Here is a 25,581-nt window from a genome sequence, read left to right as displayed (position 1 = left end):
CGCCCAACAGTCGGAACATGCCAAAGGTTCCTTGATCGAAATCAACTCTTCAGCAGGAACACCGCGTGCTCGGCGAAGAAATTGGCCGCAGCCGAGGTCGTCCGCTTGTCGCCCGACAGGAACCAGGCTCCTTCGACGGTGATTCCGCGATCCTTCACGAAGCTCCGGAAATCGTCGATCGTGACATGATGGATGTTGGGCGTGTCATACCATTGTTCGGGCAGCAGGCGGGTCACCGGCATGCGCCCGCCCCACATCAGCGACGTACGCCCGCGCCAATGGGCGAAGTTCGGGAAGGATACGAAAGCGCGCCGGCCGATCCGGAGCAGGTGATCGAGCACCATGTCCGGCCGCCGGGTCGTCTGCAGCGTCTGGCTGAGGATCGCATAGTCGAAGCTCGCCTCGGGATAGCCCGCCAGATCCGAATCGGCATCGCCCTGGATCACCGACAGCCCGCGCGAGACGGCGGCGGCGACATTGCCAGAATCGAGCTCGAGCCCGCGCGCATCGACACCCTTGGCATCGCGCAAGGCAGCCATCAGCGCCCCGTCGCCGCACCCGACATCGAGCACCCGGCTCCCCGGCGCGACATTGTCGGCGATGATGGCGAGGTCCGGACGGAGATCAGCCATGCGACGGCTCCCGAGAGGCATCGGGATCGTGGCGCTGCATGAAGGGGCCGGTGATGCGGGTCCAGCCATGCCGCTCATACAGGCTGTGCGCGTCGAGCGTATTGAGCGTCCAGCGCCGCAGCCGCTGTAACTCCGGGTGCGCCTGGAAATAGCCGAGTATGGCCGTGGCCACACCCTTGCCCTGATGCTCTTCGAGCACATAGACATCGGCGAGATGCGCAAAGGTCGCGTGATCGGTGATCACGCGGGCAAAGCCGATCTGGGCGCCATCGGCGAGACGATAGACCCCGACGCAATGCGAGCCCCGGATCGCCCGTGCGACGAGATCGCGACCGATGCCTGGCGACCAGTAGCTGCGCGTCAGATAGGCGTGGATCGCGTCGATCTGCAGCAGGGCCGGATCGTCGGACAGGCGATAATCGGCATGCATCAATGCTGCCCCGCCCGCAGAAAGCCATCGATCACCCGGTTCATGCCGGGCGAATCGAGCAGGAAGGCATCATGGCCGAACGGGCTGTTGAGCTCGACGAAACTGACGGGCGCCCCCGCCGCGTTGAGCGCATGGACGATCGCGCGCGATTCAGACGTGGGATAGAGCCAGTCGGTATCGAAGCTGATCAGGCAGAATCGCGCCTTGCTCCCCCGGAAGGCGTTGGCGAGCAACCCGCCATGTTCCTCCGCCAGGTCGAAATAATCGGTGGCCCGGGTAATGTAGAGATAGGAATTGGCGTCGAACCGGTCGACGAAGCTGATCCCCTGGTGGCGCAGATAGCTCTCCACCTGGAAATCGGCGTCGAAGCCGAAGCTCTTGGCGTTCCGCGTCTGCAGGCGACGGCCGAATTTCTCGGTAAGGCCGGCTTCCGACAGATAGGTGATATGCGCCGCCATGCGCGCGACGGCGAGGCCGGCCGCAGGGGGATCGCCCGTCTCGTAATACTCGCCGCTGCGCCAGTTCGGATCGGCCATCACCGCCTGTCGGCCGACCTCGTGAAAGGCGATGTTCTGCGCGGTGTGCCGCGCGGCCGAGGCGATGACGAGCGCCGCCCTGACCCGGTCCGGGAAGGTCGCCGACCAGCTCAGCGCCTGCATGCCGCCCATCGACCCGCCGATCACCGCGGCAAGCGTCTCGACGCCGAGATGGTCGAGCAGCATCGCCTGGGCGCGCACCATGTCGCGGATGGTGATGACCGGGAAGGTCATGCCCCAGGGCTTGCCGGTCGCGGGGTTGACCGTCGCCGGGCCCGACGAGCCGGTGCAGCCGCCGATCACGTTGCTGCAGATGATGAAGTGGCGTTCCGGATCGACCGGCTTGCCGGGGCCGACCAGCCGGGTCCACCAGCCGGGCTTGCCGGTGATCGGATGGTTGCTCGCGACATTCTGGTCGCCGGTCAGCGCGTGGCAGATCAGGATCGCGTTGCCGCCATCGGCCGCGAGCGTGCCATAGGTTTCATAGGCGATGTCGACCGGCGACAGCAGCGCACCGCCGTCGAGCTTCAATGGCCCGGGCAGGGTGACGCGGCGATTGAGCCCGAAACGCGTATCGTCCGACATTGATCGGGCGTTAGGCCGCCATGCCCCACCGTTCAAGCGGCCCGTTCAGGAGCCTCTCAACCGTGGTGCACCGCCATGATCGCCTGCGCCGCCATCCGCCCGGTCTGCGCGCCACCGTTCATATAGCCCGGATAGGCATCCGACAGATGTTCGCCGGCGAATTGCAGGCGGCCCGACAGGGCATGATGCTTCGGTCCGCTCTCGCCCTCGACCCAGATCAGTTCGCCGAAGCGGGTGAGCTGGCCGGGGCGGAAATTGACATACGCGCCCAGCGTCAGCGGATCGCGGTGCCAGCCGGTGCGCCGTACCACGCCGCTCATCGCGGCACCGAAGCCGGGCACGCCGCCCTCGGCCATGCCGGCAAAGCCGCGCGCGAGCCCGACGGGGTCGGCCGCAGCGGCCGCCTCGACCTCGTCGCCGCCGAGGAACCAGGTCCAGACGCTGCCGGCATCGCCGGAGGGTCGGATGCCACCGTCCCAGCCAAGCGCCGCGCCGGCCGACGCGTCGGTCTGCCACAGCTCGCCCCCGCGCCCCAACGGCCCCTCCCAGGGACGTGACGTCATGACGGCCTGGACCTTCTCGTTATGGCCGAGATCGACCTCCGCGATGAAGCGGCGCCACAAGGGGGGCAGGGGCACGCGGAAATCGATCTGGCGCGTCAGCGGCGCGGGCACCGCGACGATCACCGCCCCTGCGCTCACCGAAGTGCCGTCGAGGAAGGTCAGTCGTGTACCGGCGCCCTCGGTGTCGATCCTGAGCAGGCGCTTGCCGGTCTCGATCCGGTCGCCGAGCGTCGCCTGCATCGCGGCGATCAACGCGCCGCTGCCACCCTGGATCAGATATCGTTCGTCGCTATGGCTGAGCACATCGACCCGCTCGCCATCGACCGTGGGCAGGTTGAAGATCAGTTCGATCGCCGAGGCCTGGCCTGGCTCGACGCCATATTCGGTCCGGCTGGTCGCCTCCATGAGCTGGCGTACCCAGGGCTGGGGCAGCTTGTCCGCATGGTTGTCGAGATACCCGCTGATCGACAGGCGATCGAGCGCGCGCGCGGTGCGGTCGTAATCCTTGTCGAGCCGGTCCGAATCCAGCGCGATCTGCGCGGCGATCGGGCGGAGCCCTTCAGCCAGCGCGGCTGGCGACAACACCGTGCCGTTGGCAAGCACCATCGTCCGGTGCGCCTCCCCCTTGCGGTCGATCAGGCCGATGCCGAAGGCCTTGGCCAGCTTGTGCATGTCGTCATGGTCGGTGTTGACGAGCTGGCCGCCGATTTCCATCGGCACGCCGTCGGCCGGCTTGTGGGTGAACATGCGCCCGCCGAGCCGCGGCCGCGCTTCATAGATGCGCGCATCGATACCGGCCTGGGTGAGGTGCCACAAAGCGGTGAGCCCGGCGATGCCGCCGCCCACGATCGCGACTGGCCCGTGGAGCGGCGCAGCACGCAGCGGGCGGGGCAGGGCGGTGACGAGGCCCGCGGCGCCGATCGCCTTGAGCAACGCGCGGCGGCTCACGCCCGGCGATCCCGCGATCGGTGGCTTCTCCCCCGCCGCCGCCAGATTCATCCGGCGCGCCGCCTCCAGCGCCCCCCAGAAAGTCGCACTGCCCCGCATTCGGCCATCCCCCCATTTCGCCGTTCCCTAGCAGGAGTACGGCCGAGCGTCAGCGTGCCTTAGCGGAACCTTGCCTAAACCCCGGCCTTGAGCCATGCGGGCGGCCATGTTGCCCTTCGCCCGTATCACCATCATCGGCATAGGCCTGATCGGATCGTCGATCGCCCGTGCCGTCCGCGCCCAGATGCCGACGGTGCGCCTGACCGGCTATGATGCCGATGGCGACGTGCGCGCGATCGCCGACCGGCTCCAGCTGTTCGACGACATCACCGACACGGCCGGCGCGTCGGTGATCGATGCCGACCTGGTCATCCTGTGCGTGCCCGTCGGTGCGATGGGCACCGTCGGGGAAGAGATCGCCGCCGACCTGCCCGCCGATGCCGTCGTCAGCGATGTGGGCTCGTGCAAGGAGGACGTCGTCCGCGCGCTGGCCAGGGTGCTGCCCGGCGCGACCGTCGTCCCGGCGCATCCGGTGGCCGGCACGGAGCATAGCGGGCCCGAGGCGGGCTTCGCGACCTTGTTCCACAAGCGCTGGTGCATCGTCACGCCGCCCGAGGGCGCAAATCCGGTCGCGGTCGAGCGGGTCAGCGAATTCTGGCGCCGGCTCGGTGCCGAGGTCGAGACGATGGAGCCCGGCCATCACGACCGCGTGCTCGCCATCACCAGCCATCTGCCGCATCTCATCGCCTACACCATCGTCGGCACCGCTTCCGACATGGAGGAAGTGACGCGCAGCGAGGTGATCAAATACTCGGCCGGCGGCTTCCGCGACTTCACCCGCATCGCCGCGTCGGACCCGACCATGTGGCGCGACGTGTTCCTCGCCAATCGCGAGGCGGTGCTCGACATGCTCCAGCGCTTTTCCGAGGATCTGTCGGCGCTGCAGCGCGCGATCCGCTGGGGCAAGGGCGACGAACTGTTCGACCTGTTCACCCGGACCCGGGCGGTCCGGCGCAACATCATCGAGCAGGGCCAGGACGATCCGGCCCCCGATTTCGGCCGCACCCACGACTGACCGACCCTAAACGTCGAGCGCGTTGATCGCCTCGTGCACCCGGCGCTCCACCTCGGCGCGGGGCAGGCCGGGGGGAATGGGTTCGCCGAACCGGAAGGTCACGGTGCCGGGCAGCTTCGGCCCATGCTTCGGCCAGACCTTGCCGCTGTCGATCGCGACCGGGATCACCGGTATCTTGAGCATCTGGTAGAGCCCGGCAAAACCGGCGCGGAGCGGCGGCTGCTCGCCCGGCGGAACGCGCGTTCCCTCCGGGAAGATCAGGATCGACCGGCCGAGCTTCAGCTCGGTCTGGCCCTCGCGCACCATGCGCCTGAGCGCGCCCGCCGAGGCCTCGCGATCGACGACGATCACGCCGTACCGCCGCGCCGCCCAGCCCCAGACCGGGATCGAGGCAAGCTCCTGCTTCATCACGATCGCCGGGGTGTGCAGCAGCCGCCCGAGCTCGAGCGTCTCGTACATCGCCTGATGCTTGGCGGCGTAGATCACCGGGCCGTCGGCGAACAACTCGCCCTCGATCCGCCGATGGATGCCGAGGATATGCTCGGTCGCCCAGCCATGGAACTTCGTCCAGATATGGGTGTGCACGATCAGCGCCTTGCGGCCGAACAGCGCCGTGACCGGCGTCAGCAGCACGATCGGCACGGAGATGCCGTAGAAGACGATCATGAACAGGATCGTCCGTAGCCAGGTCATGCGCCGATCCCCACCCACAATGCGACCCGCCTGAGCAGCAGCTTGTTATACTCGGCGACGAGCAGGCCGAAGCGCGGATGGCTCGGCACGCCGTCGCCCAGCACCACCACATCGTCGTCCAGCGCGTTGGTCAGCTCGAGCCGCGCCCGCGCCAGATGCCAGTCCGACGTCACCAGCCGCACCGATTTATACTGGTGGGTCTTCACCCAGTCGGCGGTCTCCTCGGCATTGGAGCGGGTATCCACCGCCTCGCGGCCGAGATCGATGCAGCAGGCGAACAGCGACGGCGCCTCGCGATATTCGTGCGCGAGCTCGCCCGGCCGGACCTCCGGCGCGACGCCGGTCACCAGCATGCGCTTCGCCCCATGCGCCTTCAGCACCGCGATACCGCGATCGATCCGCCCCGCGCCGCCGGTCGGCACCACGATCGCGTCGGTCTTCGCATTCTCCAGCGGCTTGGGCATGGCGAGCAGGAACAGCGCGAACCCCGCCGCCCAGAGCAGCGCCAGCGTGCCGAGGATCCGCACGATCACAGGATACGCCTCAGCGCACCGAGCACGGCAAGCCGCGCCGCACAGGTGGCGAGCAGGGCAAAGGCGATCGGCAGCAGCGCGAGCAGCAGCCAGTCGCGCGTCGAGAGTTGCAGGCCGCCGAGCAGGTCCGACCCGAGCGTCGCGAGCTGGATCCCCACCAGCACGATCATGCCGGCCGCAACCAGGGTGCCCAGCGCCCCGCCGAACAACGTATCGAGCGCGATCCGCCGCTGGAACAGCCGCGCGACCTGGACGTCGGTAGAGCCGAGCATGTGCAGCACCTCGATCGTCTCGCGGTGGGTCTCGAGCCCCGCGCGCGCGGCGAGGATCACCACCGCACCGGTGGCCGCCGCCATCAGCGCGACCAGCCCGGCGGCGAGCCAGGTCACCATGTTCATGAAATTGCTGACCGGCGACATCCAGCTTTCATGCCGGTCGACCCGCGCGGCCGGCGCGACCGCCCGGACCGCGTTCGTCACCCGGGTCACCGATGCGTTGCCGGTGCTGCCCAGGTCGACATCGATCATCGCCGGCACCGGCAAATCGGGATCGGCGCCGTCCGGCCCGAGCCAGGGGCCGAGCAGCCTGGCAAGCTCGGCGCGGTTCACCTCCACCGCGCGCGACACCTCGGGCAGGCCGCGCAGCGCGGCGAGCGCCTTGACCGTCTGGTCTTCGCGCGCGCGATCGGCCGGCTCGACGATCTGCACCGTCAGCCGCCCCGCAAGCTGCCGGTCGAGCAGCGTCGCCGCGCTCAGCGTGCCGAGCCCAAGCGCCCCGGCGAGCACCGTCAGGAACAGCATGATCGCCATGATCCACATCATCGCCCGCGTGCCCTTGCTCTCGTCGAGCAGGCGCCGGTCGGCGGCCGAGGGGATCAGCCGGACGCTCATCCGTGCGACTCGGCGGCCACGGGCGGGAACCGCAGCGATCCGGTCGGATCGAGCAGCCGCCCCTTGTCGAGCCGCATCATATGCGCGTTGGGAATCCGGCCGATCAGGTGGAAGTCATGAGTCGCGACCACGACGGTGGTGCCGAGCCGGTTGAGCGACTCGAACAGGTGAAGCAGCCGTTCGGCCATGTCAGGATCGACGTTGCCGGTCGGCTCGTCCGCGACGAGGATCTCGGGCCGGCCGATCACCGCGCGCGCGATCGCCACGCGCTGCTGCTCGCCGCCGGACAGGGTCGGCGGCTTGGCATCGACCCGGTCGGACAGGCCGACCCAGGCGAGCATCTCGCGCACCGGCGCCTCGACATCGTTTTCGGGCACACCCGACACGCGCAGCGGCAGCGCGATATTGTCATAGGCGGACAGATGCGGGACGAGCCGGAAGTCCTGGAACACGACACCGATCCGCCGGCGAAACCCGGGCAGTCTCTTGCGGGGCAGCGTCACCGCGTCCTCGCCGAACAGCCGGATGAGGCCGCGCGTCGGGCGCTGCGCCAGATAGAGGAGCTTCAGCAGGGAGGTCTTGCCGGCGCCGCTCGTCCCGGTCAGGAAATAGAAGGAGCCGGCCGACAGCGTGAAGCTGACGTCGGACAGCGTCTCCTGGCCAGTGCCGTAGCGCAGCCCCACATTCTCGAACTGGACGATATTCGCCATTACCGGCGCAACACTCGCTTCTACTGATGCCCCACTCCCCGCCATCGCACGTTCGGGGCGCGCGCCACAAGCGCGGGAGTGGCGTCATCGGCCTGAAAGACTTGCCTTAGGTGTCCGGTGCGTGCTTAGATTCGGGACAGGCGCCGCGCGATCCGCGGCGGCGGAAGCGGCCAACGATGATCCTCGAATGCACTCAATGCCGGACCCGTTACCTCGTACCCGATTCGGCGATCGGGCCCGAAGGACGGACCGTGCGATGCGCGAGCTGCAAGCATAGCTGGTTCCAGGCAGGCCAGGTGCTCGATCTGGTCGCCCGCGCCGAAGCAGACGTCACCACCTCTTCACAGCCGGTAGTGTCGCAGGTCACGGCCGCGCCGCCCGCTGTGTCCCCGGCACCGCCGCCACCATCGCCACCCCCACCCCCAGCCCCACCCCCAGCCCCACCCGACGTCGAGATCGCCCCGCCGGGCACCGCGCCGGACTATGACGCCTTCGCCCATCAACCGCCGTTTCGCCCGCGCCGCAACCCGGCGCGGCGCTGGACCATGATCGCCGTCGCCGCCGGACTCGCCATGCTGGTCGGGGTGGCCGCCATCCTCTATTCGGGCGCCCCGGGCCTCGCCCAGCAGTTCGGCCTGCCCATCGGCACCCCGCCGACCCCGCTGAAGATCGTCAACAACCCGATCGACCGGCGCGACCTGGCCAATGGCAGCGAGATGTTCGCGGTCAGCGGCAAGGTGGTGAACCCGACCGATCAGCGCCAGCATGTGCCCGACATCCGGGTCGAGCTGAAGGATGCGCAGAACCGGCTGGTCTATAGCTGGACGATCAGGCCGGAAACGGTGTCGCTGCCGCCCCGCGGCGCGGTCGAATTCAACAGCGCCAAGCTGGATGTGCCGGTCAATTCGAAGCAGCTGGTGCTGAGCTTCTCCGGCGAATCCGCCAACTGACCAGCAGGAAGCGGCTGCCATGCAGCAGCGTGGCGGCGACCATGCCGATGCCCGAGGCATAGACCAGCCCGGTCAGCCCCCAGCCGAGCTGGATCAGCCACCAGCCGGCGCCGCCCGTCACCAGGAAAAAGGCGATGACGCTGTTGCCCCCGGCCACCACCTGGTCGCCCAGCGAGCGCAGCGCATAGACGAACACCACCTGCACCCCGTCGAACAGGATGAACGGCGCCCATAAGGGCACCATCGCCAGCGCGAGCCGGTGCACCTCGTCCGTCGCCGGAAACAGCGCGACGACCCCGGCATTTCCGAACACCAGCAACAGCGCGAGGAGCCCGGTCAGCATCGCCGCGACCGAGGCGGCGATCATCGTGCGCGGAAAGGCCTGTCCCGGCACGCCTTCGCCGACCGCATTGCCGACCCGCACGCCCGCCGCCGATCCCAGCCCGAGCGCGACGGAGAAGGTGACGTTGTGGATCGCGAACACGATCTGGAAGGCATGGGCGACCGGGTCGCCGAGCCGGGTGGACAGCGCGATCAGGATGGAGAAGCCGGCAAGCTCCAGCCCCGAGGCGATCGCCGGCACCAGGCCGAACGCCGCGAGCCGCGCCGCCCCCGCCGGCACGCCGCGCCAGGCGGCAAGCGACAGGTCGTGCACACCGCGCAGTTTTGCCCGCGGCAGGGTCCAGACGGCGCAGACCATGCCGACCGCACCGATCGCCGACGCGATGGCGGTCGCCATCGCCGCCCCGACGGCACCAAGCGCCGGCAGGCCGAGATGCCCACCCGACAGCGCCCAGGCGAGTAGTGCATTGATCGGCAGGATCGCGAGATTGACCGTCGTCACCCGGCGCGGACGACTGACGCCTTCGAGAAAGAAGCTGGCCGCGACGATGATCAGCTGGAACGGGAAGCAGAGCGCCATGACCTGCACGACCCGCGACGAGCGTGGCACTAGCTCGTCGGCGACGCCCATGCCGGAGAGCATCGGCGCCGCGAACAGCAACAGGACAAGCGCGGCGACCGTGCCGAGCACCAGCGCAAGCAACAGCCCTTCACGCAACACCGCCCCGGTGCGTTTCAGGTCGCCCGCGCCATCGGCGCGTGAGGCCTGGACCAGCACGCCCGAAAGCGCGGCCAGCCCGGCCACGATCGCGACGAAGGTCAAGGACCGACTCGCACCGAGCGCCGCCACCTCCTCGGTGCCGGCCAGCCCGACCACCACCACGTCGGTAACGTGCAGGATCGTCCAGTTGAGGCTGGTCAGCATCACCGGCCAGGCGAGCGCGAGGATTCGCCGGGTCTCCCCAAAGATCGGAGAGGGTCCGATAGGATAAGACAGGGTGGGGCCGGGCATGCGCCCTGCTAACGATCGAACCGGACAGTGGATAGAGCAGTTGCCATCGCCGCAATGCCTTGCTAGGGGCGCTCGCCTACCAGCTGCCGGGGATTGCCGGCGGTGTTTCACGTGCGGCCGTGGCGGAACTGGTAGACGCGCAACGTTGAGGTCGTTGTGGGCGAAAGCCCGTGGAAGTTCGAGTCTTCTCGGCCGCACCACTTTTTTCCGTTTCTTTGTCGGATTCGCCTTCGGGCGCCCCAAAAGCTTGTTTTGGCGAGGCGTCCTTCCGAAGCTTTGCTTTGGCAACGCTGGATCGTCCGCGCTACAGTGGCGTTCTGCAACTGATCGGCCCCCGCCGGATCAGCCCGAAAGCCGCCCTTGCCTGACGTTACAGCCTATCTGAATGCGATCGGCACTGCCGTTCCCGATCACGACATCCACCATGCCTTCATCGCCTGGGCACAGGCCCGAATCGAGGACGACCACGCCGCGAAGCTGTTCGCACGCATGGCGAACCGGTCGGGCATCGGGCATCGCTGGTCGGTATTGAGGCGCACCAGTGGCGGCGGATCCCCGGTTTCGACCGAGGGATTCTATGCGAAGCAGCAATGGCCCGGCACCACCGAGCGCATGCGCCTTTATGCCAGGGAAGCGCCGACGCTCGGCATCGCCGCGATCGAGGCGCTCGCCGCGCAGGTACCGATCGCGGGCATCACCCATTTCGTCGTCGCGAGCTGCACCGGTTTCGTCGCGCCGGGGATCGACCAGATCATCGCCCGCCAGATCGGCCTGCCCCCCTCGACCGAACGGCTGCTGATCGGCTTCATGGGCTGTTATGCGGCGGTCGCGGCGCTCAGGACCGCGCGCCACATCGTCCGGTCCGAGCCCGAGGCCCGGGTGCTCGTCCTGTGCGTCGAGCTGTCGACCCTGCACCTCCAGGCGGAGAATGAGGTCGAGCCCCTGCTGGCGATGCTCCAGTTCGGCGACGGCGCCGCCGCGGCGCTGGTCACTGCCGATCCGCGCGGCTTCGCCCTCGAGCAACCCTTCGCCACCACCCTGCCCGATTCGGAGGCGCTGATTCGCTGGGACGTGACCGACAGCGGCTTTGCGATGCATTTGTCGGGCGAAGTACCCGGCCGGATCGCCGCCGGGCTGGCCGATCCCGATTTCGCCTCGGCCGCGACCGGCGGGCGTGCACCCGCCGAGATCGATGGCTGGGCGGTGCATGGCGGGGGACGATCGATCCTCGATGCGGTCGAGCACAGCCTTGGCCTCGCGCCGGAAGCGCTGGCCGCGTCGCGCGGCGTGCTGGCGGACAATGGCAACATGTCGTCCGCCACGCTGATGTTCGTGCTGGCGCGGCTGCTCGCCGGGCCGCCGGTGAAGGACGGCGTCGCGCTCGCCTTCGGCCCCGGCCTTGCTGCCGAGGGTTTCGGTTTCAGGACGCCGGCATGAGTCTCGCCGAACGCGCCATCGCCGAGGAACTGATGGACGCCGACGATCTCGACGCCGCGACCTATGCGGAGGTCGTCGGCGATCTCGCCACGGTCAACAGCGTGACGATGGCTGGCCGCCCGACGATCGATTTCCTCGCCCGGGCGACCCGCGGCATGACGTCGTTCCGCCTGCTCGATGTCGGATTCGGCGACGGCGACATGCTGCGCCGGATCGCACACTGGGCGAGGAAGCGCGGTCTCGCCGCCGAGCTGGTCGGGGTCGACCTCAACCCGCGCAGCGAGCTGGCGGCGGTAGCACACACGCCCCCGGAGCTCGGTATCCGCTATGTCACGGGCGATTATGCCGATCTCGCCGGCGATGGCTGGGACTTCATCGTCTCGAGCCTGGTCGCCCATCACATGACGCATCGGCAGCTCGTCGCCTTTCTGCGCTTCATGAACGCGGAATCGCGGCGCGGATGGCTGGTCAACGATCTCCACCGCCATGGTTTTGCGCATTGGGGCTTCCCGGTCCTCGCACGGATCGCCGGCTGGCACCGGATCGTCAGGCTCGACGGCACGCTGTCGATCGCCAGGTCCTATCGCCCGGCCGAATGGCCGCCGATCCTGGCCGAGGCCGGGGTCGATGCACGAATCTACCGCGCTTTCCCCTTCCGGCTGTGCGTCGAACATCTGCGCTGATCGTCGGCGGCGGGCCGGCGGGCGCGAGCGCCGCGATCCTGCTCGCCCGCGCCGGCGTCCCGCATCTGCTGGTCGAGCGCAGCCGCGAGACCGGTGACGCCCTGTGCGGCGGGTTCCTGAGCTGGCGCACCATCGAATCGCTGGCCAGCCTGGGCATCGAGCCCGAATCGCTCGGCGCCGCCCGCGTCACCCATGTGCGGCTGTTCGCCGGCAGGACCGTCGCCGAGGCACGATTGCCGCGCCCGGCGATCGGCGTGTCGCGGCGGCACCTCGATTCGTTGATGATCGACCGGGCGGTGCGGGCCGGCGCGGCGGTGGAGCGTGGCGTCACGGTCAGGGCGATCGACGGCACCGTCGTCCGGCTGCAGGACGAGGGCGTGGTCCGGGCCGAGGCGCTGTTCCTGGCGAGCGGCAAGCACGACATTCGCGGCCTGGCCCGCCCAGCGGCGGCGCGCGGCGACGATCCCGCGCTTGGCCTGCGGATTCGGCTTGCCCCCGCGCCCGCGCTTTCCCGCCTGATCGGCGCCACGATCGAGCTTCACCTGTTCGACCGCGGCTATATGGGCGTCGTCCTTCAGGAGGATGGCAGCGCCAATTGCTGCATGGCGGTCCACCGGTCGCGCCTGGCCGAAGCGGGTGGCCCGGAACGCCTGATCGAATCGCTCGCAGCCGAATCGCCCCGGCTGGGCGAGCGTCTTGCCTGGCGCAGGGGCGGCGAGACGATCGATGCGGTCGCCAACGTCCCTTATGGCTGGCGGGTGCGGAGCGGTGTCGCCGGCCTGTTCCGGCTCGGCGACCAGGCGGGCGTGATCCCCTCGCTCGCCGGGGAAGGCATGGGCATCGCGATCGCCAGTGGCATCCGCGCCGCCCATGCCTATCGCGACGGGGGCAATGACGCGGCGATTCCGTTCCAGCATCGGCTCGCGCGCGATCTCGCCCGGCCGATCGGCATCGCCGATGCGATTCGCGGCCTCGCCGAACGCCCGAAGATCGCCGCCGCGGCGGTGCCGGTCGCCCGGCGCCTCCCGGTGCTGATCGATGTTGTGGCGCGGCTCACCCGGATCACCCATTCCCGCCTTGACCGTGCCGTCACCGCGCAGGAAAACTGATGCCCATGGACCTGTTCACGCTATCCGAAGCCGAATGGCGCAAGCGGCTCAACCCCGCACAATATCACGTGCTGCGCGAGGCCGGGACCGAGCCGGCCTTTTCCGGCCGCTACACCAATAACAAGGCCGACGGCCTTTATCGCTGCGCCGGTTGCGCGACCCCGCTGTTCGACAGCGCCGACAAATATGAATCGGGATCGGGCTGGCCGAGCTTCACCCAGCCGCTCTCGCCCGAAAGAGTGACCGAACACAGCGATGTCACCCACGGCATGACCCGTACCGAGGTGCGGTGCGCCCGCTGCGACGGGCATCTCGGCCATGTCTTTCCCGATGGTCCGCCGCCGACCGGCCTGCGCTATTGCATGAACTCGCTGAGCCTGGATTTCCGGGCGCGCTCGGCAGAAAATAGCCGGGAAGGCGCCGCCTGACCGCGATCGGTTCACCGGCGCTTCATCCGATCTGCACCACATGCCCACAAGCAGGCCGCTTGTTTGCTGAACCAATAGAGCCTATTCCCACCCAGCCCCATGGCCCGCCGTTCCCGATCAACCCCGCCCCCGATCTGGCGCCGCCGGCTGATGCTGGCACTGCGCATCTCGGGCGTGCTCGCCATACTGGGGCTCATCGCCCTGGTCGTCGCCGTCTATGTCCAGCGCGCGCAGCTGCCGAGTTTCGAGGAACTGAAATCCTCGCCCAACGGCCAGATGATTCGTGTCCATGCGGCCGACGGCACCGTGATCGTGTCGATGGGGCCGAGCTATGGCGAATGGCTGTCCTACGACAAGATCCCGCCGGTCATGCGCGATGCGATGGTTGCGGTGGAGGATCGCCGGTTCAGGTCGCATATCGGCGTCGACCCGATCGGCGTGATGCGCGCGGTGAAGCTCGCCTTCGTCAACCGCGGCACCGACCGGCGTTTCCAGGGCGCATCGACCATCACCCAGCAGGTGGCGCGCACGATCTTCCTGTCGAACAAATATGATGTCGGCCGCAAATCGCGCGAGGCGCTGCTCGCGCTGGCGATCGAGCGCAAGTTCACCAAGGACCAGATCCTCGAACTCTATCTCAACAAGGTCTATTTCGGCGGCGGCGCCTATGGCATCGATGCGGCCGCACGGAAATTCTTCGGCCATGGCGCCGACAAGCTGAGCCTGTCCGAAGCGGCGGTGATCGCCGGACTGGTCAAGGCGCCCTCGCGCTATTCCCCGACCGCCGATGCCGAGGCGGCGATCGGCCGCGCCGGGGTGGTGATCCAGCTGATGGTCGAAACCGGCAAGATCACGGCCGCCGAAGCAGCGACCGCCGATCCCAAGGGCGTCGCGCTGGCGCCCGAGCCGAAGCAGAACAGCGTACGCTATTTCACCGACTGGGCGCTGCCCCAGCTCGAGCTGCTGATCGACGAGACCAGCCGCCCGCTCGAAGTATGGACCACGCTCGACCTGAACATGCAGCGTGACGCCGATGCGGCGATCCGCGCCAATGCGCCGGCCAACGCACAGGGTGCGCTGGTCTCGATCGACCGCGACGGCGCGGTGCGCGCGATGGTCGGCGGCAAGGATTATGTCTCGTCGATCTACAACCGCGCGACCCAGGCGGTCCGCCAGCCGGGGTCGGCGTTCAAGCTGTTCGTCTATCTCGCGGCGCTCGAAGCCGGGCACAAGCCCGAGGACACGATGGTCGACGAGCCGATCTCGATCAACGGCTGGAGCCCGCGCAACAGCTCGGGCACCAATCGCGGCGAGATGACCTTGCGCACCGCCTTCGCCTATTCGGTCAACACCATCGCCGCCAAGCTCGGCCAGGAAGTCGGGTTCAACACGGTCGCCGACATGGCCCGCCGCTTCGGCATCACCACCAAGGTCGATACCCATCCCGCAATGGTGCTCGGCACCTCCGACGTGCGGCTGCTCGACATGACCCGTGCCTTTGCCAGCGTCGCCAACAAGGGCGTCGCGGTGACGCCGTACGGCATCACCAAGGTGACCGCGAATGGCGAGACCATCTATGCCCAGCAGGTCGACCGCAGCCATGTGCTGGTCGCCCCTTACGTCGCGGCGCAGATGACCGACCTGCTGCAGACCGCGGTCAGCACCGGCACCGGCAAGGCAGCGCAGATCGGGCGCCCCGTCGCCGGCAAGACCGGTACGACCACGTCGAACAAGGATGGCTGGTTCCTCGGCTTCTCCAGCGGGCTGACCACCGGCGTGTGGATGGGCCGCGACGATGCGAAGGTCGTGCCCGGCCTGCAGGGCGGCACGGCGCCGGCGCGCGCCTTTGCCGCCTTCATGAAGCCGGCCGTCGCCAATCGCCCGGTCGAGCAGTTCGAGACCCAGGTGACCCTGCCCGAATGGCAGCTGGAGCCCGATCAGGAATCCTATTTCGGCGAGCCCGACAATGGCCTGTTCGTCGATCAGGACGGCAACCCGGTCGAACCGGGCACGACCGCACCCTCCGATGCCGGCCCGCCTATGGTCGATCCGAACGGCAACCCGTTACCGCAGGGCCAGCAGGAAGCGCCCGTGCGGGCAGCGCCGCCCGAGCGGCTCGACCAGGATTGGATGGATCAGGTATTGGGCCGCGGCCAGCAGCCCGGCCGCCCTGCCCCGCGCGAGCGCCCCAATGCCGTGCCGCCGTCAGAGCGGCCCGCCCAGCGCCCTCAGGACTCGCGCCCGACCCAGTGAAGCGCCGCGCCGTTGGCGCGCAGCCACGCCCGCGACCTGTCCGGGTCGCTTTCGTCGAGCCGTTCGACCAGCGCATGGAAGTCGGGCCCATGATTCATGTGAATCCGGTGCGCGACCTCATGCGCGACGGTGGCCCGGCGCACGAAATCCGGCGCCAGGATCAGCCGCCAGCTATAGCGGATCGCCCCGCTCGACGCGCAACTCCCCCAGCGTCCGCGCGGGTCGCCGATCGCCACCCTGGTGACGCCGACGCCGGCGCGGGCGGCGAACTCGGCCGTCTCCGCACTCAGCACGCGCAGCGCCTCGCGCTTCAGCCAGGTCTCGATCCGGCGCGACAGGCCGTCGCCTGGGCCGCCACAGCGCAGGACATCACCGTCGCGCTCGATGCGACGCGGCCGGCCTTCCTGCCAGTCGATCGTCAATTGGGCATCGCCGAACGGCACCACGCCGCCGGGCACCAGGGGTCGCGGCCGCGGCAGACGGGCACGCTGCGCTTCGATCCAGGCCTTTTGCCCTTCGGCCCAAAGCAGCGCCGGCTTGACCGGGGCGCGTAGCGGCAGGGTAAGCCGCACCCGGCCGCTCGCCGGATCGACCGACAATTTGGCGCGGCGCGCGCGGGCGTTGCGGACGACCTCGACCGGGGCGGAACCCGATCCGCTCCCCGACCCGGTCACAGCCGGCGATCGACCAGATGATATTCCAGGTCGCCGGCCTCGTCCTCGGAGATGGTCCAGCCGCGCACCGATTCCCCGGCGCGGTGGACCGCGTCGCGATCGCCGCAGACCAGATAGTGCCAGCGCGGCAGCGGTTCGTCGGCAGCGCGCAGGCGATAGGCGCAGGTCGAGGGCAGCCAGTCGATTTCCCGCACATTGTCGCGGCTCAGGCGCACGCATTCGCTGACATAAGCGTGGCGATGGCGGTAATCGGAGCATTGCGCCGTCTTGCGGTCGAGCAGCCGGCAGGAGACGTTGGTCGCCATCAGCTCGCCGGTGTCCTCATCCTCCAGCTTGTGCACGCAGCATTTGCCGCAGCCGTCGCACAATGCTTCCCACTGGCCCCGGTCCAGCTCGTCGATCGGGGTCGTTTCCCAGAAGCGGTCGCTCATTTCACCCAGCGTTTGATTTCTGCCGCAATCGCCTCGGGCGACTGATCCTGCGGCAGCAGGGCAAGCGGTTTGCCCTCGGGATCCATAAGATAGGTGGCCCGGGCATGATCCACCATATAGCCGCCACCCGGCGTCAGCTCGCCCTTCTTGTAATAGACCGCATATTCCTTCGCCACGGCGTCGATCGCCGCCGCGCTGCCGGTCAGGCCGACCATGCGCGGGTGGAAATTGGCGACGAAGCTCTTGAGCACCGCGGGCGTGTCGCGCGCCGGATCGACCGAGATGAAGATCGGTACGATCTTCGCCCCCAGCGCCGGATCGCTTTTCTCCACTGCGCTCAGGCCAAGGCCGATGTTGCGCGCATCTACCGGGCAGACATCGGGGCAGAAGGTGTAGCCGAAATAGACGATGCGATATTTGCCCGCGAAATCCCGGTCGGTGACTTGTTTGCCGTCCTGGTTGGTGAGCGTGAACGGGCCGCCGATCCGTGCGCCCTCGAGCGGTGGCTTTGCCGGCGTCGCCGGGCCGGAGCAGGCGGCGGGGAGCATTGCCACCGCAAGGGCAGCAACGGCGGTGCGGGTTGCGCGGACGATCTCATTCATGGCGTGGCCAGCCATGATCTGTTAAAGCCCTCGGCGCAAGTTCGACCCGAAGCCGTTTCGAAACAGCGCCTTCGGCACAGCAGGGATCCGTCCACCAGATGATCGCACGTATATTCGGCATCGCGCTCACCGCCGCGTTGCTCGGCGCAGCCGCCGTTCCCGCCCAGGCGCAGAACCAGTCCGAGGGCTATAAATTCCTCCAGGCAGTGAAGGACGCCAAGGGCGCGGACGTCGAGAAGATGCTGCGGGTGCCGGGGACGACGGTGCTCAACACGCGCAACAATTCGACCGGCGAGGGTGCGCTGCACATCGTGGTGAAGCGCAGCGACGCGACCTATCTGCGCTATCTGCTGGCCCAGGGCGCCGACCCCAACATCAAGGACGGCCAGGGCAATACGCCGCTGATGCTTGCCGTGGGCATGGGTGCCCCCGACATGATGCAGGTCCTGCTCGACAAGAGCGCCAATGTGAACCTGGCCAATTCGAGCGGCGAGACGCCGCTGATCCGCGCGGTGCAGCGCCGCGACCTCGGCATCGCCCGCAGCCTGATCGCTGCCGGTGCCGATCCGGACCAGGCCGACATCCTCGCCGGCAAGACCGCGCGCGATTATGCGAACGAGGATACCCGCTCGACCGCGATGGCCAAGCTGCTGGCGGAAACCCCGAAAAAGGTACGCCGCGCCGTCTCCGGACCGCGGCTCTAGGGTCCAGTCCATCCGGACGGTACCGGGAGGGAAGCGCACAAGTCCGTCATGCCGGACTTGTTCCGGCATCCACCGGGCCGGGATATCCTCCGCCGAAGAATTTGCGGCACGGTGGCCTCCAGAGCAAGTCGGTAATCATACCCTTCCCGACATGTACTTGTTCCGCGGCGAGGGCCGGGGGCCAGGTGGAAAGGCTGTCGTTGTGAAGCGGGGCGCCAGTTTGCAAGCGTCCGCCAACTGGACCCGACCTACGCCGGGGAACACGTAAGGCACATGCTCCAAGGGGATCGCTACCGAACAAGTCCGCGGCGACGATTCACTCAGACGACTCAGGCGCTTCCGAACTGGCCGTCCCACCCATCGCCTCGAAAGAACCGGTCCACAAAAGCTAGAGCAGCGCCCCGGCCTCCGGGTCGATCAATCCGATCATCCGGCGGCCGGCACGCCGCGCAAAGGCGAGCGTGTTGCGCTTGCGCGTCGCGCTGGACAGCGGGTCGGTATGCGCTTCACGCACGATCGCCGCGTCATAGCGGTCGGCGACGATCACCCCGGTGCGGGCGGGCAGGAACGCTTCCCCGTCGAGCGGCGATGAGTCGAAGCCGGCGGGAATCGCCCAGTAGAAGCGATCGCAACAGGCCAGGTAATCGGTCCATTTGCCGTCGCCGAGCAGATCGGCGCGCGATACCTTGATCTCGACGATGATGATGTTGCCGCGGGAATCGAGTGCCATCAGGTCGGCGCGCCGGCCGCCGTCGAGCGGTACCTCGGCCATGGCGACCAGATCGTGGCGGAGCAACATGCGTACCGTGCCACGGGCGACGTCTGCCGCGCAAAGCGGGGACCCGGGGGTCTCTACGCATGATTCGGGGGGACGCTGCAGCATCCCCCCAATCTAGAACATTTCACGAACGCGGGTCAAATCCGCGGGTCGCTCTTATGGGCTGTGCTATCGCTTAGCGATAGAAGACGTGGTTCCCGATCGACGCGACCTTGGTCATGCGCCAGCCCGGCGAAACCCGGCGGGCGTGGAAATACATCGCGTCGGGCGCGGGGCTGTCCCACGAATCCGACATGGCGACGCGGGCCACGGCGATCGCGGTACGGTAATGCGCATTGTTGCCGATGGCCGGAACCTCGCCGCCGCGGACGAAGGAAAACTGGCCCCGCTGCGTCACGACCGAGCAGATCGACTTGGGGAAGCGACCGGACTTGGTGCGGTTGAGGATCACCTCCGCAACCGCGAGCTGGCCCGACAGGGGCTCGCCCTTGGCTTCGAAATAGATCGCGCCGGCAAGGCAGGTCAGATCGCGGTCGCGCGTCTCGGTGTCCTGCGCGGCGACGGCGTCGGCCAGGCTGTTAAAATCGTCGTCGGTCTGGGTGGCAGCGACATCGGCGTCGGTCTTGGCGACCTGGTCGGCAGCGTTCGCGGGCACGGCCACTTGGGCGGCCTCTTGCGTCGGGCTGGCGCCGGTAATCGGGGAAACGGGGGGAACTGCTGCGCTGATCGGGAGTTTAAGAGAGCTGTCGAGCTCGAAAGCGAAGCCCGGCGTGCTGGCACCGATCAGGGTGGTGATGGTCAGAGACATCGCCGCGATGGCTGCGGCGCGAGTGAAAAACGACATTAAGACTTCGAAATATGCGGTGGTGTGCGGAAGCGGATCGGATCAGAATGATGCGATCGCCCGGACGTCCCCCCGACTGCGTAACCTAGCCGGATCGCACCCGGCACGGCACAACGCGCGTGACTGAGCGGGCCCTTTCGTTGTGCAACGCACTCGAGTCAACCTGACAACATCGTTTCTGCGGCGAATCGTTCTGCCGACACGATGTCCAGCTCGATGACCCACAAATCGGGGTCGCGGCTGCGTCTGCGGCGCCAATAGTCGGAAACGTCCGCCGGATTCTCAAAGGTTTTCGGGCCGACCGGCATCAGCTGAACCGAACCGTCAGGCCCGATTCCACGTTCGAAAGCGCCGGAATTAACCCCTTTTTCCAATGTGATGACCAGAATTGCGCCGGCCTGGGCATCGCCCTTTGCCAGCACCGTGCCGATCCCGCCCGCGTCGTTCACCCGCCTGAGCATGGCGCCCACCAGCAGCCCGCTCGGCAGGCGTTCACTCATCGATCGGCGCTCACGCCGCTGCCCGATAGCCGGGCAGGCCCGCCAGCGGGATACGGCTGCGCATGAAGGTGCCGGTGCCCCGTGCCGCCTCGTCGCCCGCGCCATCGATCAGCCGCGCCTCGGCGACGAACACCCGGCGCTGGCCGCTGACCCAGCGGCCTTCGGCCACCACCGGGCCCGCTTTGAGCGGCTTGGTGAGAAGCAGGTTGAACGCGGTGGTCAGCAGGAATCGATCGGTGACGAGGCTGTTGGCCGCGTAGAAGGCGGCGTCGTCGAGCATCTTGAAATAGCTCGTGCCATGCGCCGCGCCGCCGGCATGGAAATGGCGCTCGTCGATCGTGAAGCGGATCCGCGCGATGCCGGGCGCAGGAATCTCGAGCACTGAATCGAACAGCCGGTTGATCGGCGCCGCGGCGTACAGCGATTCGAGCGCCCTGAAATGCGCCTCCTCACCCTCGGCCGGAAGGTCAGGCGGCGTCACGGGCCTCGTCGGCGGTCAGCAGCGCATAGATGGCGTCGCGCGACCCGGCGCCGCGCAGCTTGTCGACGAACCCATGTTCGCGCAGGCGCCGCGAGACCCTGGCCAGGGCCTTCAGGTGAAGCGCGCCGGCATCGACCGGCGACAGCAGCATGAACACGATGTCGACCGGCAGATCGTCGACCGCCTGGAAATCGATCGGCTGCGCCAGCCGGGCGAACACGCCGACGACATGGCCGAGGCCGGCGATCCGGGCGTGCGGCGTCGCGACACCGTTGCCGAACCCGGTCGACCCGAGCTTCTCGCGCTTGGTCAGGCCTTCGGCGACGGCGGCGGAATCGAGTCCGTACGCCGCCGCCGCAGCCGTGGAGAGCTGCTGGAACAAGCTTTTCTTGTTGGCTGCCGCGAGCCGTTCGAGAACGGTCTCGGGCAGCAGCAGGTCACTCAGATCGGTCATCGTCATCCTTGGGCCACGCCACCCTGGCGCGCGCCCATAGCGCCGTTTGGCGCCGTGCGATAGCACATCGCTCAGGCGGCGCGGTGCGGCTCGACCCAGCCGATCGTCCCATCGCCGCGACGATAGACCATGTTGTACGCTCCCGATCCGGCATTGCGGAACAGCAGGGCGGTGGTGTTGCGCAGATCGAGCATCATCACCGCGTCGGAAACGGTCGCATCGGGCACGTCGACCCGGGTTTCCGCCACGATCAGCGGATAATCCTCCGTCACCTCCTCGGCGGCTTCGCGGAACACGGTGTAGCCGGCATTGTCGTCAATGCTGTCGGCGCCGTTGACCGCGCCATTGGCCTGGCCCGAATGGCGGTCCTTCAGGCGGCGCATATAGCGGCGCAGCTGCTTCTCGATCTTGTCGGCCACGCCGTCGAATGCGCCATGCGCATCCATGCCGTCATTGCTGCCCTTCAGCACCAGGCCCTGCATCACATGCGCCACGATGTCGCAGGTGAAGCCATTGTCGTGCGGCCCCTTGCCGAACGTGACCTGGGCCGAAATGGCCCGGGAGAAATATTTGGCCGCAATACCCTGGAGCCGAGTCTCGACATGGCTTTTCAGCGCGTCGCCCGTAGCGACCTGATGGCCCGAAATCCGGATATCCATGAGCATTCTCCTTCAACAGAACCAGACAGCTAGGCCCGGCCCCATAGCTGCGTCAACCGGACGCCTCGGCCCCCCAAAGCGGATTCTTGATCTTCTCCATAAACGCGGCATGGCGCATGAGTTCCTCGGCACTCGGTGCGAAATGCCGGGCAGGGCGAACCACCACCGGCGCGGCGGCCGCCACGAAGCTGGCCTGTACTTCGATCGTCTCGGTAACCAGGGTCAGCCCGATCTGGCGCCCGCCGGTCAACTCGACATAGACCTGGGACAGGAGCTGCGCGTCGAGCAATGCGCCGTGCACCACACGGTGGCTGCGATCGATGCCGTAGCGGCTGCACAATGCATCCAGGCTGTGCTTGGCGCCGGGATGCCGCGTGCGGGCGATCACGATCGTGTCGACCATCCGGTCGAGACTGACCGCCGCGCGCCCACACCGCGCCAGTTCCCCGTTCAGGAAGCCGAAGTCGAAGCTGGCATTGTGCGCAACCAGGGGTGCATCGCCGATAAACTCGAGCAGATCCTCCACCCCATGCGCGAACAGCGGCTTGTCCGACAGGAAGGCGTCGCTCAGCCCGTGAACGCGCTGCGCCTCGGCCGGCATGGTCCGCTCGGGATGATAATAAGCGTGGAAGGTGCGCCCGGTCTCGACCCGGTTGACCAGCTCGACACAGCCGATCTCCACCATCCGGTCGCCATCGGCGAAGCTGAATCCGGTTGTCTCGGTATCGAAGACGATCTCGCGCATTACTGATGTTATCGGGATTGCGGGGTCCGTAGGCAAGAGACCAATGACTCGACCGCCGCCCGGGTTTCCGCGAAACTGCCGCCGGTCGGGATGATGAAATCGGCCCGCGCCCGCTTCTCGGCATCGGGTATCTGCCGCGCGAGGATCGCGTCGAGCTTGGCCGCCGTCATGCCCGGCCGCGCCAGCACGCGAGCGCGCTGGATGTCGGCCGGCGCCGAGACGACCACCACCTTGTCGACGCGTTTCTCCCCGCCCGTCTCGAACAGCAGCGGCACGTCGAACACCAGCAACGGCGCATCGGCATGCGCGGCGATGAAGGCGGCGCGTTCCTCGCCCACCGCCGGGTGGATCAGCGCCTCGAGCCGCTTCAGCGCACGCGGATCGGCCAGCACCGCCTCGCCGAGCAGGGTCCGGTCGATCCCCTTCGGCCCGGTCGTGTCGGGAAACATCGCCTCGATCGCCGCGACGAGTCGCCCGCCCTCGCCCTGGAGCCGGTGCACCGCCGCATCCGCATCGAACACCGGCACGCCCAGCTCCTCGAACATCGCGGCGACGGTCGACTTGCCCATGCCGATCGACCCGGTCAGCCCAAGAGTCAGGCGGGGAGGGGTCAGCATGGCGTCACGACGTCAGCAGCTCGCGAAGCTCGTCGTCACGGTCGCGCGGCGGCTCCGCACCGAACAGCAGCTCGAAGGCGAGCGCCCCCTGGCCGATCAGCATGTCGAGGCCATCGACCGTGTCCAGCTCCCGCGCCCGCGCCGCCTTCAGCAACCCGGTCTCCAGCGGCGCATAGACGATGTCATAGACCACCGCGTCCTCGGGAAGTGGCGTCAGGTCGATGTCGAGCGGCGGCTGGCCGGTCATGCCGAGCGAACTGGTATTGACCAGCAGCGCCGCCGGCGGGATCGGCGCACTCAGCGGCAGCGCCTTGCCCTTCAGCCCGAAGGAGGACAGCAAGGCGGCCGCCTTCAGCACGTTGCGGTTCAGGATCGTCACCTCGCCCACACCGATCCGCGACAGCGCGAACAGGATGCCGCGCGCCGCGCCCCCGGCCCCGATCACCACCACCGGCGCACCGGCCAGCGGCACTTCGGCGATCGGCGCGTAGAATCCGCCGGCATCGGTATTGGTGCCGATCAGCACGCCGTCCTCGGCCCGCATCGCCAGGTTGATCGCGCCGATCGTCCCGCGCACGCCGCCGCGATCCTCGACCAGGTCGAGCGCGGCCTCCTTGTGCGGCAGGGTGATGTTGCACCCGCGCCAGGCGGGATCGGTCTTGCGCGCCTCGAAATAGGCCGCGAGTCCGTCGGGCGTGACGTGGTGCGCCCGGTAATCGGCGTCCATGCCCAGCGCCTCGATCCAGAACCGGTGGATCAGCGGCGATTTGCTGTGCTTGATCGGATCGCCGATCACCTCTGCATAGGGAACAGTCATGACGTCAGAACACCTCTAACCCGCAGATAATCGAGCACCGGCAGCAGCGGCAGGCCAAGCACGGTGAACTGGCTGCCCTCGATCCGGCTGAACAATTGCGCCCCCGGCCCCTCGATCCGGTAGCAGCCGACACAGCCCGAAATCTCCGGCCATTCGGCATCGAGATACCCCTGGATGAACTCTTCCGAGAGGATGCGCACGAACATCTTGGCCCGGTCGACCACGCGCCAGACCGGCCGCCCGTCGATCGCCATCACCGCCGCGCTGATCAGCTCATGCCTTTTGCCCGACATGCGGCGAAGATGCTCCGCCGCATCGGCCCGGTCGACCGGCTTGTCGAGCATCGACCCGTCCTCGAGCGCCACCACCGAATCGCTGCCCAGCACCAGCGCCTCGGGGTCACGGTGCGACACCCGCAACGCCTTCAGCTCGGCGAGCCGGTCGGCCAGGTCGCGCGGCGCCACGCCTTCGGCGCGCATCGCCGCCTTGGCCGCTTCCTCGTCGACATTGGCCGACACCGCCTTGAACGGCACGCCCGCTGCCGTCAGCATCGCGCGGCGCGACGCACTTTTCGACGCCAGTACCAGTCTCATGCCGAATCCCGCTCATTGGCCAATTGCACGATCGCCGCCGCCGTTTCCTCGATCGACCGCCGCGTGACGTCGATCACCGGCCAGCCATTGTCGGCGAACATCCGGCGCGCATAGGCGACCTCGCGCGTGACGGCCTCCTGGTCGACATAGGCGGTCTCCGGCGCCTGGTTGAGCGACAGCAGCCGGTTGCGCCGCACCTGGATCAGCCGGTCGGCGCTGGTGGTCAGCCCCACGACCAGCGGATGCTTCAGCGAAAACAGGCTCGACGGCGGCGGGCTTTCCACCACGATCGGGATATTCGCCGTCTTGAACCCGCGATTGGCGAGATAGATCGAGGTCGGCGTCTTGGACGAGCGCGAGACGCCGGCAAGCACGATATCCGCCTCTTCCCAATCCTCCCAGTTGATGCCGTCGTCATGCGCCATGGTGAACTGGATCGCGTCGACCCGCGCGAAATAGGCGGCATCGAGCACATGCTGCCGCCCGGGCCGCGCCTTGGCCTGCTGGCCGAGCAGGCTCGACAAGGCATCGGTCACCGGATCGAGCGGCGCGACCGCCGGCAGCCCCAATGCCCGACAGCGCGTCTCGAGCGTCCGCCGCGTCGCGCTGTTGACCAGGGTGAACACCACCAGCCCCGGATTCTGCGCGATCTCCTGCAGGATCCGCTCAAGATGGGTCTCGGTGCGCACCATCGGCCAGAAATGGCGGATCGTCTCGACATCGTCATATTGGGCGAGCGCCGCCTTGGCGATATTCTCGAGCGTCTCGCCGGTTGAATCCGACAGGAGATGGAGGTGCAGCCGCATCAGCGCCGCACGCTTTGGGCGAAAAGGG

Annotated in this window: 31 protein-coding genes and 1 tRNA gene; 9 read left to right on the top strand and 23 right to left on the bottom strand. The window is 68.0% G+C overall.

Features of this window, described 5'->3' with window-relative positions:
- Positions 1-41: 41 nt before the first annotated feature.
- Genes metW through AC1DT7_RS01635 form a run of 4 tightly spaced genes read right to left on the bottom strand, consistent with a single transcriptional unit; the run spans position 42 to position 3,793 of the window.
- Positions 42-632, bottom strand: coding sequence for a methionine biosynthesis protein MetW (metW, locus tag AC1DT7_RS01650; RefSeq protein ID WP_478033777.1), 591 nt, complete (start codon positions 630-632; stop codon positions 42-44).
- The gene (locus AC1DT7_RS01645; protein ID WP_478033775.1) at positions 625-1,062 is read right to left on the bottom strand and encodes a GNAT family N-acetyltransferase; all 438 of its coding nucleotides are present in this window, start codon (positions 1,060-1,062) and stop codon (positions 625-627) included. The genes metW and AC1DT7_RS01645 overlap by 8 nt, the downstream gene beginning before the upstream one ends.
- A complete protein-coding gene (metX, locus tag AC1DT7_RS01640) occupies positions 1,062-2,183 on the bottom strand; it encodes a homoserine O-acetyltransferase MetX (RefSeq protein WP_478033773.1) in 1,122 nt (373 codons plus the stop codon). Before metX ends, AC1DT7_RS01645 begins: the two co-directional genes overlap by 1 nt.
- Positions 2,184-2,239: 56 nt before the next feature.
- The gene (locus AC1DT7_RS01635; RefSeq protein WP_478033772.1) at positions 2,240-3,793 is read right to left on the bottom strand and encodes a flavin monoamine oxidase family protein; all 1,554 of its coding nucleotides are present in this window, start codon (positions 3,791-3,793) and stop codon (positions 2,240-2,242) included.
- 106 nt (positions 3,794-3,899) lie between these two features.
- Here AC1DT7_RS01635 and AC1DT7_RS01630 point away from each other — a divergent pair, with 106 nt between their 5' ends.
- On the top strand, positions 3,900-4,808 hold the full coding sequence (locus AC1DT7_RS01630) for a prephenate/arogenate dehydrogenase family protein (RefSeq protein WP_478033770.1): 909 nt from the start codon (positions 3,900-3,902) through the stop codon (positions 4,806-4,808).
- Between the two features lie 6 nt (positions 4,809-4,814).
- On the opposite strand, the gene AC1DT7_RS01625 is transcribed toward AC1DT7_RS01630, so the two are convergent.
- Genes AC1DT7_RS01625 through ftsE form a run of 4 tightly spaced genes read right to left on the bottom strand, consistent with a single transcriptional unit; the run spans position 4,815 to position 7,634 of the window.
- A complete protein-coding gene (locus AC1DT7_RS01625) occupies positions 4,815-5,501 on the bottom strand; it encodes a lysophospholipid acyltransferase family protein (RefSeq protein WP_478033769.1) in 687 nt (228 codons plus the stop codon).
- Entirely contained in the window at positions 5,498-6,034 is a 537-nt protein-coding gene (locus AC1DT7_RS01620) for a YdcF family protein (RefSeq protein ID WP_478033767.1), read from the bottom strand. Before AC1DT7_RS01620 ends, AC1DT7_RS01625 begins: the two co-directional genes overlap by 4 nt.
- A complete protein-coding gene (locus AC1DT7_RS01615; protein ID WP_478033766.1) occupies positions 6,031-6,924 on the bottom strand; it encodes a cell division protein FtsX in 894 nt (297 codons plus the stop codon). Before AC1DT7_RS01615 ends, AC1DT7_RS01620 begins: the two co-directional genes overlap by 4 nt.
- Entirely contained in the window at positions 6,921-7,634 is a 714-nt protein-coding gene (ftsE, locus tag AC1DT7_RS01610; protein WP_478033765.1) for a cell division ATP-binding protein FtsE, read from the bottom strand. The genes AC1DT7_RS01615 and ftsE overlap by 4 nt, the downstream gene beginning before the upstream one ends.
- A 176-nt stretch (positions 7,635-7,810) precedes the next feature.
- On the opposite strand from ftsE, the gene AC1DT7_RS01605 reads away from it, so the two are divergent.
- A complete protein-coding gene (locus AC1DT7_RS01605) occupies positions 7,811-8,584 on the top strand; it encodes a zinc-ribbon domain-containing protein (RefSeq protein WP_478033764.1) in 774 nt (257 codons plus the stop codon).
- Here AC1DT7_RS01605 and AC1DT7_RS01600 read toward each other — a convergent pair.
- The gene (locus tag AC1DT7_RS01600) at positions 8,535-9,938 is read right to left on the bottom strand and encodes an MATE family efflux transporter (protein ID WP_478033762.1); all 1,404 of its coding nucleotides are present in this window, start codon (positions 9,936-9,938) and stop codon (positions 8,535-8,537) included. The two genes, AC1DT7_RS01605 and AC1DT7_RS01600, sit on opposite strands and share 50 nt — an antisense overlap.
- A gap of 113 nt (positions 9,939-10,051) precedes the next feature.
- On the opposite strand from AC1DT7_RS01600, the gene AC1DT7_RS01595 reads away from it, so the two are divergent.
- The 6 genes from AC1DT7_RS01595 (at position 10,052) to AC1DT7_RS01570 (ending at position 15,848) form a co-directional block, all read left to right on the top strand.
- Positions 10,052-10,138: transfer RNA gene (locus tag AC1DT7_RS01595), tRNA-Leu, on the top strand.
- A gap of 160 nt (positions 10,139-10,298) precedes the next feature.
- Entirely contained in the window at positions 10,299-11,375 is a 1,077-nt protein-coding gene (locus tag AC1DT7_RS01590; RefSeq protein WP_478033761.1) for a type III polyketide synthase, read from the top strand.
- Entirely contained in the window at positions 11,372-12,058 is a 687-nt protein-coding gene (locus AC1DT7_RS01585) for a methyltransferase domain-containing protein (RefSeq protein ID WP_478033760.1), read from the top strand. Before AC1DT7_RS01590 ends, AC1DT7_RS01585 begins: the two co-directional genes overlap by 4 nt.
- Positions 12,037-13,167 (top strand): NAD(P)/FAD-dependent oxidoreductase, encoded by a 1,131-nt coding sequence (locus AC1DT7_RS01580; RefSeq protein WP_478033758.1) that lies wholly within the window; start codon positions 12,037-12,039, stop codon positions 13,165-13,167. Before AC1DT7_RS01585 ends, AC1DT7_RS01580 begins: the two co-directional genes overlap by 22 nt.
- Positions 13,168-13,172: 5 nt before the next feature.
- On the top strand, positions 13,173-13,595 hold the full coding sequence (msrB, locus tag AC1DT7_RS01575) for a peptide-methionine (R)-S-oxide reductase MsrB (protein ID WP_478034236.1): 423 nt from the start codon (positions 13,173-13,175) through the stop codon (positions 13,593-13,595).
- Between the two features lie 150 nt (positions 13,596-13,745).
- A complete protein-coding gene (locus AC1DT7_RS01570) occupies positions 13,746-15,848 on the top strand; it encodes a PBP1A family penicillin-binding protein (protein ID WP_478033757.1) in 2,103 nt (700 codons plus the stop codon).
- Here AC1DT7_RS01570 and AC1DT7_RS01565 read toward each other — a convergent pair.
- Genes AC1DT7_RS01565 through AC1DT7_RS01555 form a run of 3 tightly spaced genes read right to left on the bottom strand, consistent with a single transcriptional unit; the run spans position 15,824 to position 17,555 of the window.
- Positions 15,824-16,522 (bottom strand): M48 family metallopeptidase, encoded by a 699-nt coding sequence (locus tag AC1DT7_RS01565; RefSeq protein ID WP_478033756.1) that lies wholly within the window; start codon positions 16,520-16,522, stop codon positions 15,824-15,826. The genes AC1DT7_RS01570 and AC1DT7_RS01565 overlap by 25 nt on opposite strands.
- A complete protein-coding gene (locus AC1DT7_RS01560; protein ID WP_478033755.1) occupies positions 16,519-16,953 on the bottom strand; it encodes a YcgN family cysteine cluster protein in 435 nt (144 codons plus the stop codon). The genes AC1DT7_RS01565 and AC1DT7_RS01560 overlap by 4 nt, the downstream gene beginning before the upstream one ends.
- Complete coding sequence (locus tag AC1DT7_RS01555) at positions 16,950-17,555, bottom strand: SCO family protein (protein ID WP_478033754.1); 606 nt, start codon at positions 17,553-17,555, stop codon at positions 16,950-16,952. The genes AC1DT7_RS01560 and AC1DT7_RS01555 overlap by 4 nt, the downstream gene beginning before the upstream one ends.
- A gap of 98 nt (positions 17,556-17,653) precedes the next feature.
- On the opposite strand from AC1DT7_RS01555, the gene AC1DT7_RS01550 reads away from it, so the two are divergent.
- Positions 17,654-18,259 (top strand): ankyrin repeat domain-containing protein, encoded by a 606-nt coding sequence (locus AC1DT7_RS01550; RefSeq protein ID WP_478033753.1) that lies wholly within the window; start codon positions 17,654-17,656, stop codon positions 18,257-18,259.
- A 388-nt stretch (positions 18,260-18,647) separates the two neighbouring features.
- Here the strand turns inward: AC1DT7_RS01550 and AC1DT7_RS01545 are convergent, their stop codons facing one another.
- The 11 genes from AC1DT7_RS01545 to AC1DT7_RS01495 form a co-directional block, all read right to left on the bottom strand.
- Positions 18,648-19,142, bottom strand: a complete 495-nt coding sequence (locus AC1DT7_RS01545) for an MmcB family DNA repair protein (RefSeq protein WP_478033752.1) — start codon at positions 19,140-19,142, stop codon at positions 18,648-18,650.
- 70 nt (positions 19,143-19,212) lie between these two features.
- Positions 19,213-19,881 (bottom strand): cell wall hydrolase, encoded by a 669-nt coding sequence (locus AC1DT7_RS01540; protein ID WP_478033750.1) that lies wholly within the window; start codon positions 19,879-19,881, stop codon positions 19,213-19,215.
- A 158-nt stretch (positions 19,882-20,039) separates the two neighbouring features.
- Entirely contained in the window at positions 20,040-20,381 is a 342-nt protein-coding gene (locus tag AC1DT7_RS01535) for a DUF1491 family protein (protein WP_478033749.1), read from the bottom strand.
- Between the two features lie 10 nt (positions 20,382-20,391).
- Entirely contained in the window at positions 20,392-20,862 is a 471-nt protein-coding gene (locus AC1DT7_RS01530) for a PaaI family thioesterase (protein ID WP_478033748.1), read from the bottom strand.
- The gene (locus AC1DT7_RS01525; RefSeq protein WP_478033747.1) at positions 20,849-21,316 is read right to left on the bottom strand and encodes a PTS sugar transporter subunit IIA; all 468 of its coding nucleotides are present in this window, start codon (positions 21,314-21,316) and stop codon (positions 20,849-20,851) included. Before AC1DT7_RS01525 ends, AC1DT7_RS01530 begins: the two co-directional genes overlap by 14 nt.
- Before the next feature lie 71 nt (positions 21,317-21,387).
- On the bottom strand, positions 21,388-21,975 hold the full coding sequence (gene hpf / locus AC1DT7_RS01520; RefSeq protein ID WP_478033746.1) for a ribosome hibernation-promoting factor, HPF/YfiA family: 588 nt from the start codon (positions 21,973-21,975) through the stop codon (positions 21,388-21,390).
- A 52-nt stretch (positions 21,976-22,027) separates the two neighbouring features.
- Positions 22,028-22,720: a DNA polymerase III subunit epsilon gene (gene dnaQ, locus AC1DT7_RS01515; RefSeq protein WP_478033745.1), complete on the bottom strand. Its 693-nt coding sequence runs from the start codon at positions 22,718-22,720 to the stop codon at positions 22,028-22,030.
- Positions 22,721-22,728: 8 nt separating this feature from the next.
- Positions 22,729-23,337, bottom strand: coding sequence for a dephospho-CoA kinase (gene coaE / locus AC1DT7_RS01510; protein WP_478033744.1), 609 nt, complete (start codon positions 23,335-23,337; stop codon positions 22,729-22,731).
- 4 nt (positions 23,338-23,341) lie between these two features.
- Positions 23,342-24,154 carry a shikimate dehydrogenase family protein gene (locus tag AC1DT7_RS01505; RefSeq protein ID WP_478033743.1) on the bottom strand — a complete coding sequence of 271 codons (813 nt, stop codon included), beginning with the start codon at positions 24,152-24,154 and terminating at the stop codon, positions 23,342-23,344.
- Entirely contained in the window at positions 24,151-24,747 is a 597-nt protein-coding gene (locus AC1DT7_RS01500) for a Maf family protein (RefSeq protein ID WP_478033742.1), read from the bottom strand. The genes AC1DT7_RS01505 and AC1DT7_RS01500 overlap by 4 nt, the downstream gene beginning before the upstream one ends.
- Positions 24,744-25,553 (bottom strand): pyruvate, water dikinase regulatory protein, encoded by an 810-nt coding sequence (locus AC1DT7_RS01495; RefSeq protein WP_478033741.1) that lies wholly within the window; start codon positions 25,551-25,553, stop codon positions 24,744-24,746. Before AC1DT7_RS01495 ends, AC1DT7_RS01500 begins: the two co-directional genes overlap by 4 nt.
- Positions 25,554-25,581: the final 28 nt, after the last annotated feature.

The sequence above is a fragment of the Sphingomonas sp. P3_C6 genome (genome assembly GCF_056402595.1).
Note: the sequence above shows the minus strand (reverse complement) of the source record. Positions and strands in the feature narration are given on the sequence as shown.

What these genes read in the sequence shown, in the direction of transcription:
- metW (WP_478033777.1), bottom strand. Translation starts at nt 632, where the DNA reads ATGGCTGATCTCCGTCCGGACCTCGCCATCATCGCCGACAATGTCGCG.
- AC1DT7_RS01645 (WP_478033775.1), bottom strand. Translation starts at nt 1,062, where the DNA reads ATGCATGCCGATTATCGCCTGTCCGACGATCCGGCCCTGCTGCAGATC.
- metX (WP_478033773.1), bottom strand. Translation starts at nt 2,183, where the DNA reads ATGTCGGACGATACGCGTTTCGGGCTCAATCGCCGCGTCACCCTGCCC.
- AC1DT7_RS01635 (WP_478033772.1), bottom strand. Translation starts at nt 3,793, where the DNA reads ATGCGGGGCAGTGCGACTTTCTGGGGGGCGCTGGAGGCGGCGCGCCGG.
- AC1DT7_RS01630 (WP_478033770.1), top strand. Translation starts at nt 3,900, where the DNA reads ATGTTGCCCTTCGCCCGTATCACCATCATCGGCATAGGCCTGATCGGA.
- AC1DT7_RS01625 (WP_478033769.1), bottom strand. Translation starts at nt 5,501, where the DNA reads ATGACCTGGCTACGGACGATCCTGTTCATGATCGTCTTCTACGGCATC.
- AC1DT7_RS01615 (WP_478033766.1), bottom strand. Translation starts at nt 6,924, where the DNA reads ATGAGCGTCCGGCTGATCCCCTCGGCCGCCGACCGGCGCCTGCTCGAC.
- ftsE (WP_478033765.1), bottom strand. Translation starts at nt 7,634, where the DNA reads ATGGCGAATATCGTCCAGTTCGAGAATGTGGGGCTGCGCTACGGCACT.
- AC1DT7_RS01605 (WP_478033764.1), top strand. Translation starts at nt 7,811, where the DNA reads ATGATCCTCGAATGCACTCAATGCCGGACCCGTTACCTCGTACCCGAT.
- AC1DT7_RS01600 (WP_478033762.1), bottom strand. Translation starts at nt 9,938, where the DNA reads ATGCCCGGCCCCACCCTGTCTTATCCTATCGGACCCTCTCCGATCTTT.
- AC1DT7_RS01585 (WP_478033760.1), top strand. Translation starts at nt 11,372, where the DNA reads ATGAGTCTCGCCGAACGCGCCATCGCCGAGGAACTGATGGACGCCGAC.
- msrB (WP_478034236.1), top strand. Translation starts at nt 13,173, where the DNA reads ATGGACCTGTTCACGCTATCCGAAGCCGAATGGCGCAAGCGGCTCAAC.
- AC1DT7_RS01570 (WP_478033757.1), top strand. Translation starts at nt 13,746, where the DNA reads ATGCTGGCACTGCGCATCTCGGGCGTGCTCGCCATACTGGGGCTCATC.
- AC1DT7_RS01560 (WP_478033755.1), bottom strand. Translation starts at nt 16,953, where the DNA reads ATGAGCGACCGCTTCTGGGAAACGACCCCGATCGACGAGCTGGACCGG.
- AC1DT7_RS01555 (WP_478033754.1), bottom strand. Translation starts at nt 17,555, where the DNA reads ATGAATGAGATCGTCCGCGCAACCCGCACCGCCGTTGCTGCCCTTGCG.
- AC1DT7_RS01550 (WP_478033753.1), top strand. Translation starts at nt 17,654, where the DNA reads ATGATCGCACGTATATTCGGCATCGCGCTCACCGCCGCGTTGCTCGGC.
- AC1DT7_RS01545 (WP_478033752.1), bottom strand. Translation starts at nt 19,142, where the DNA reads ATGCTGCAGCGTCCCCCCGAATCATGCGTAGAGACCCCCGGGTCCCCG.
- AC1DT7_RS01540 (WP_478033750.1), bottom strand. Translation starts at nt 19,881, where the DNA reads ATGTCGTTTTTCACTCGCGCCGCAGCCATCGCGGCGATGTCTCTGACC.
- AC1DT7_RS01535 (WP_478033749.1), bottom strand. Translation starts at nt 20,381, where the DNA reads ATGAGTGAACGCCTGCCGAGCGGGCTGCTGGTGGGCGCCATGCTCAGG.
- AC1DT7_RS01525 (WP_478033747.1), bottom strand. Translation starts at nt 21,316, where the DNA reads ATGACCGATCTGAGTGACCTGCTGCTGCCCGAGACCGTTCTCGAACGG.
- hpf (WP_478033746.1), bottom strand. Translation starts at nt 21,975, where the DNA reads ATGGATATCCGGATTTCGGGCCATCAGGTCGCTACGGGCGACGCGCTG.
- dnaQ (WP_478033745.1), bottom strand. Translation starts at nt 22,720, where the DNA reads ATGCGCGAGATCGTCTTCGATACCGAGACAACCGGATTCAGCTTCGCC.
- coaE (WP_478033744.1), bottom strand. Translation starts at nt 23,337, where the DNA reads ATGCTGACCCCTCCCCGCCTGACTCTTGGGCTGACCGGGTCGATCGGC.
- AC1DT7_RS01505 (WP_478033743.1), bottom strand. Translation starts at nt 24,154, where the DNA reads ATGACTGTTCCCTATGCAGAGGTGATCGGCGATCCGATCAAGCACAGC.
- AC1DT7_RS01500 (WP_478033742.1), bottom strand. Translation starts at nt 24,747, where the DNA reads ATGAGACTGGTACTGGCGTCGAAAAGTGCGTCGCGCCGCGCGATGCTG.
- AC1DT7_RS01495 (WP_478033741.1), bottom strand. Translation starts at nt 25,553, where the DNA reads ATGCGGCTGCACCTCCATCTCCTGTCGGATTCAACCGGCGAGACGCTC.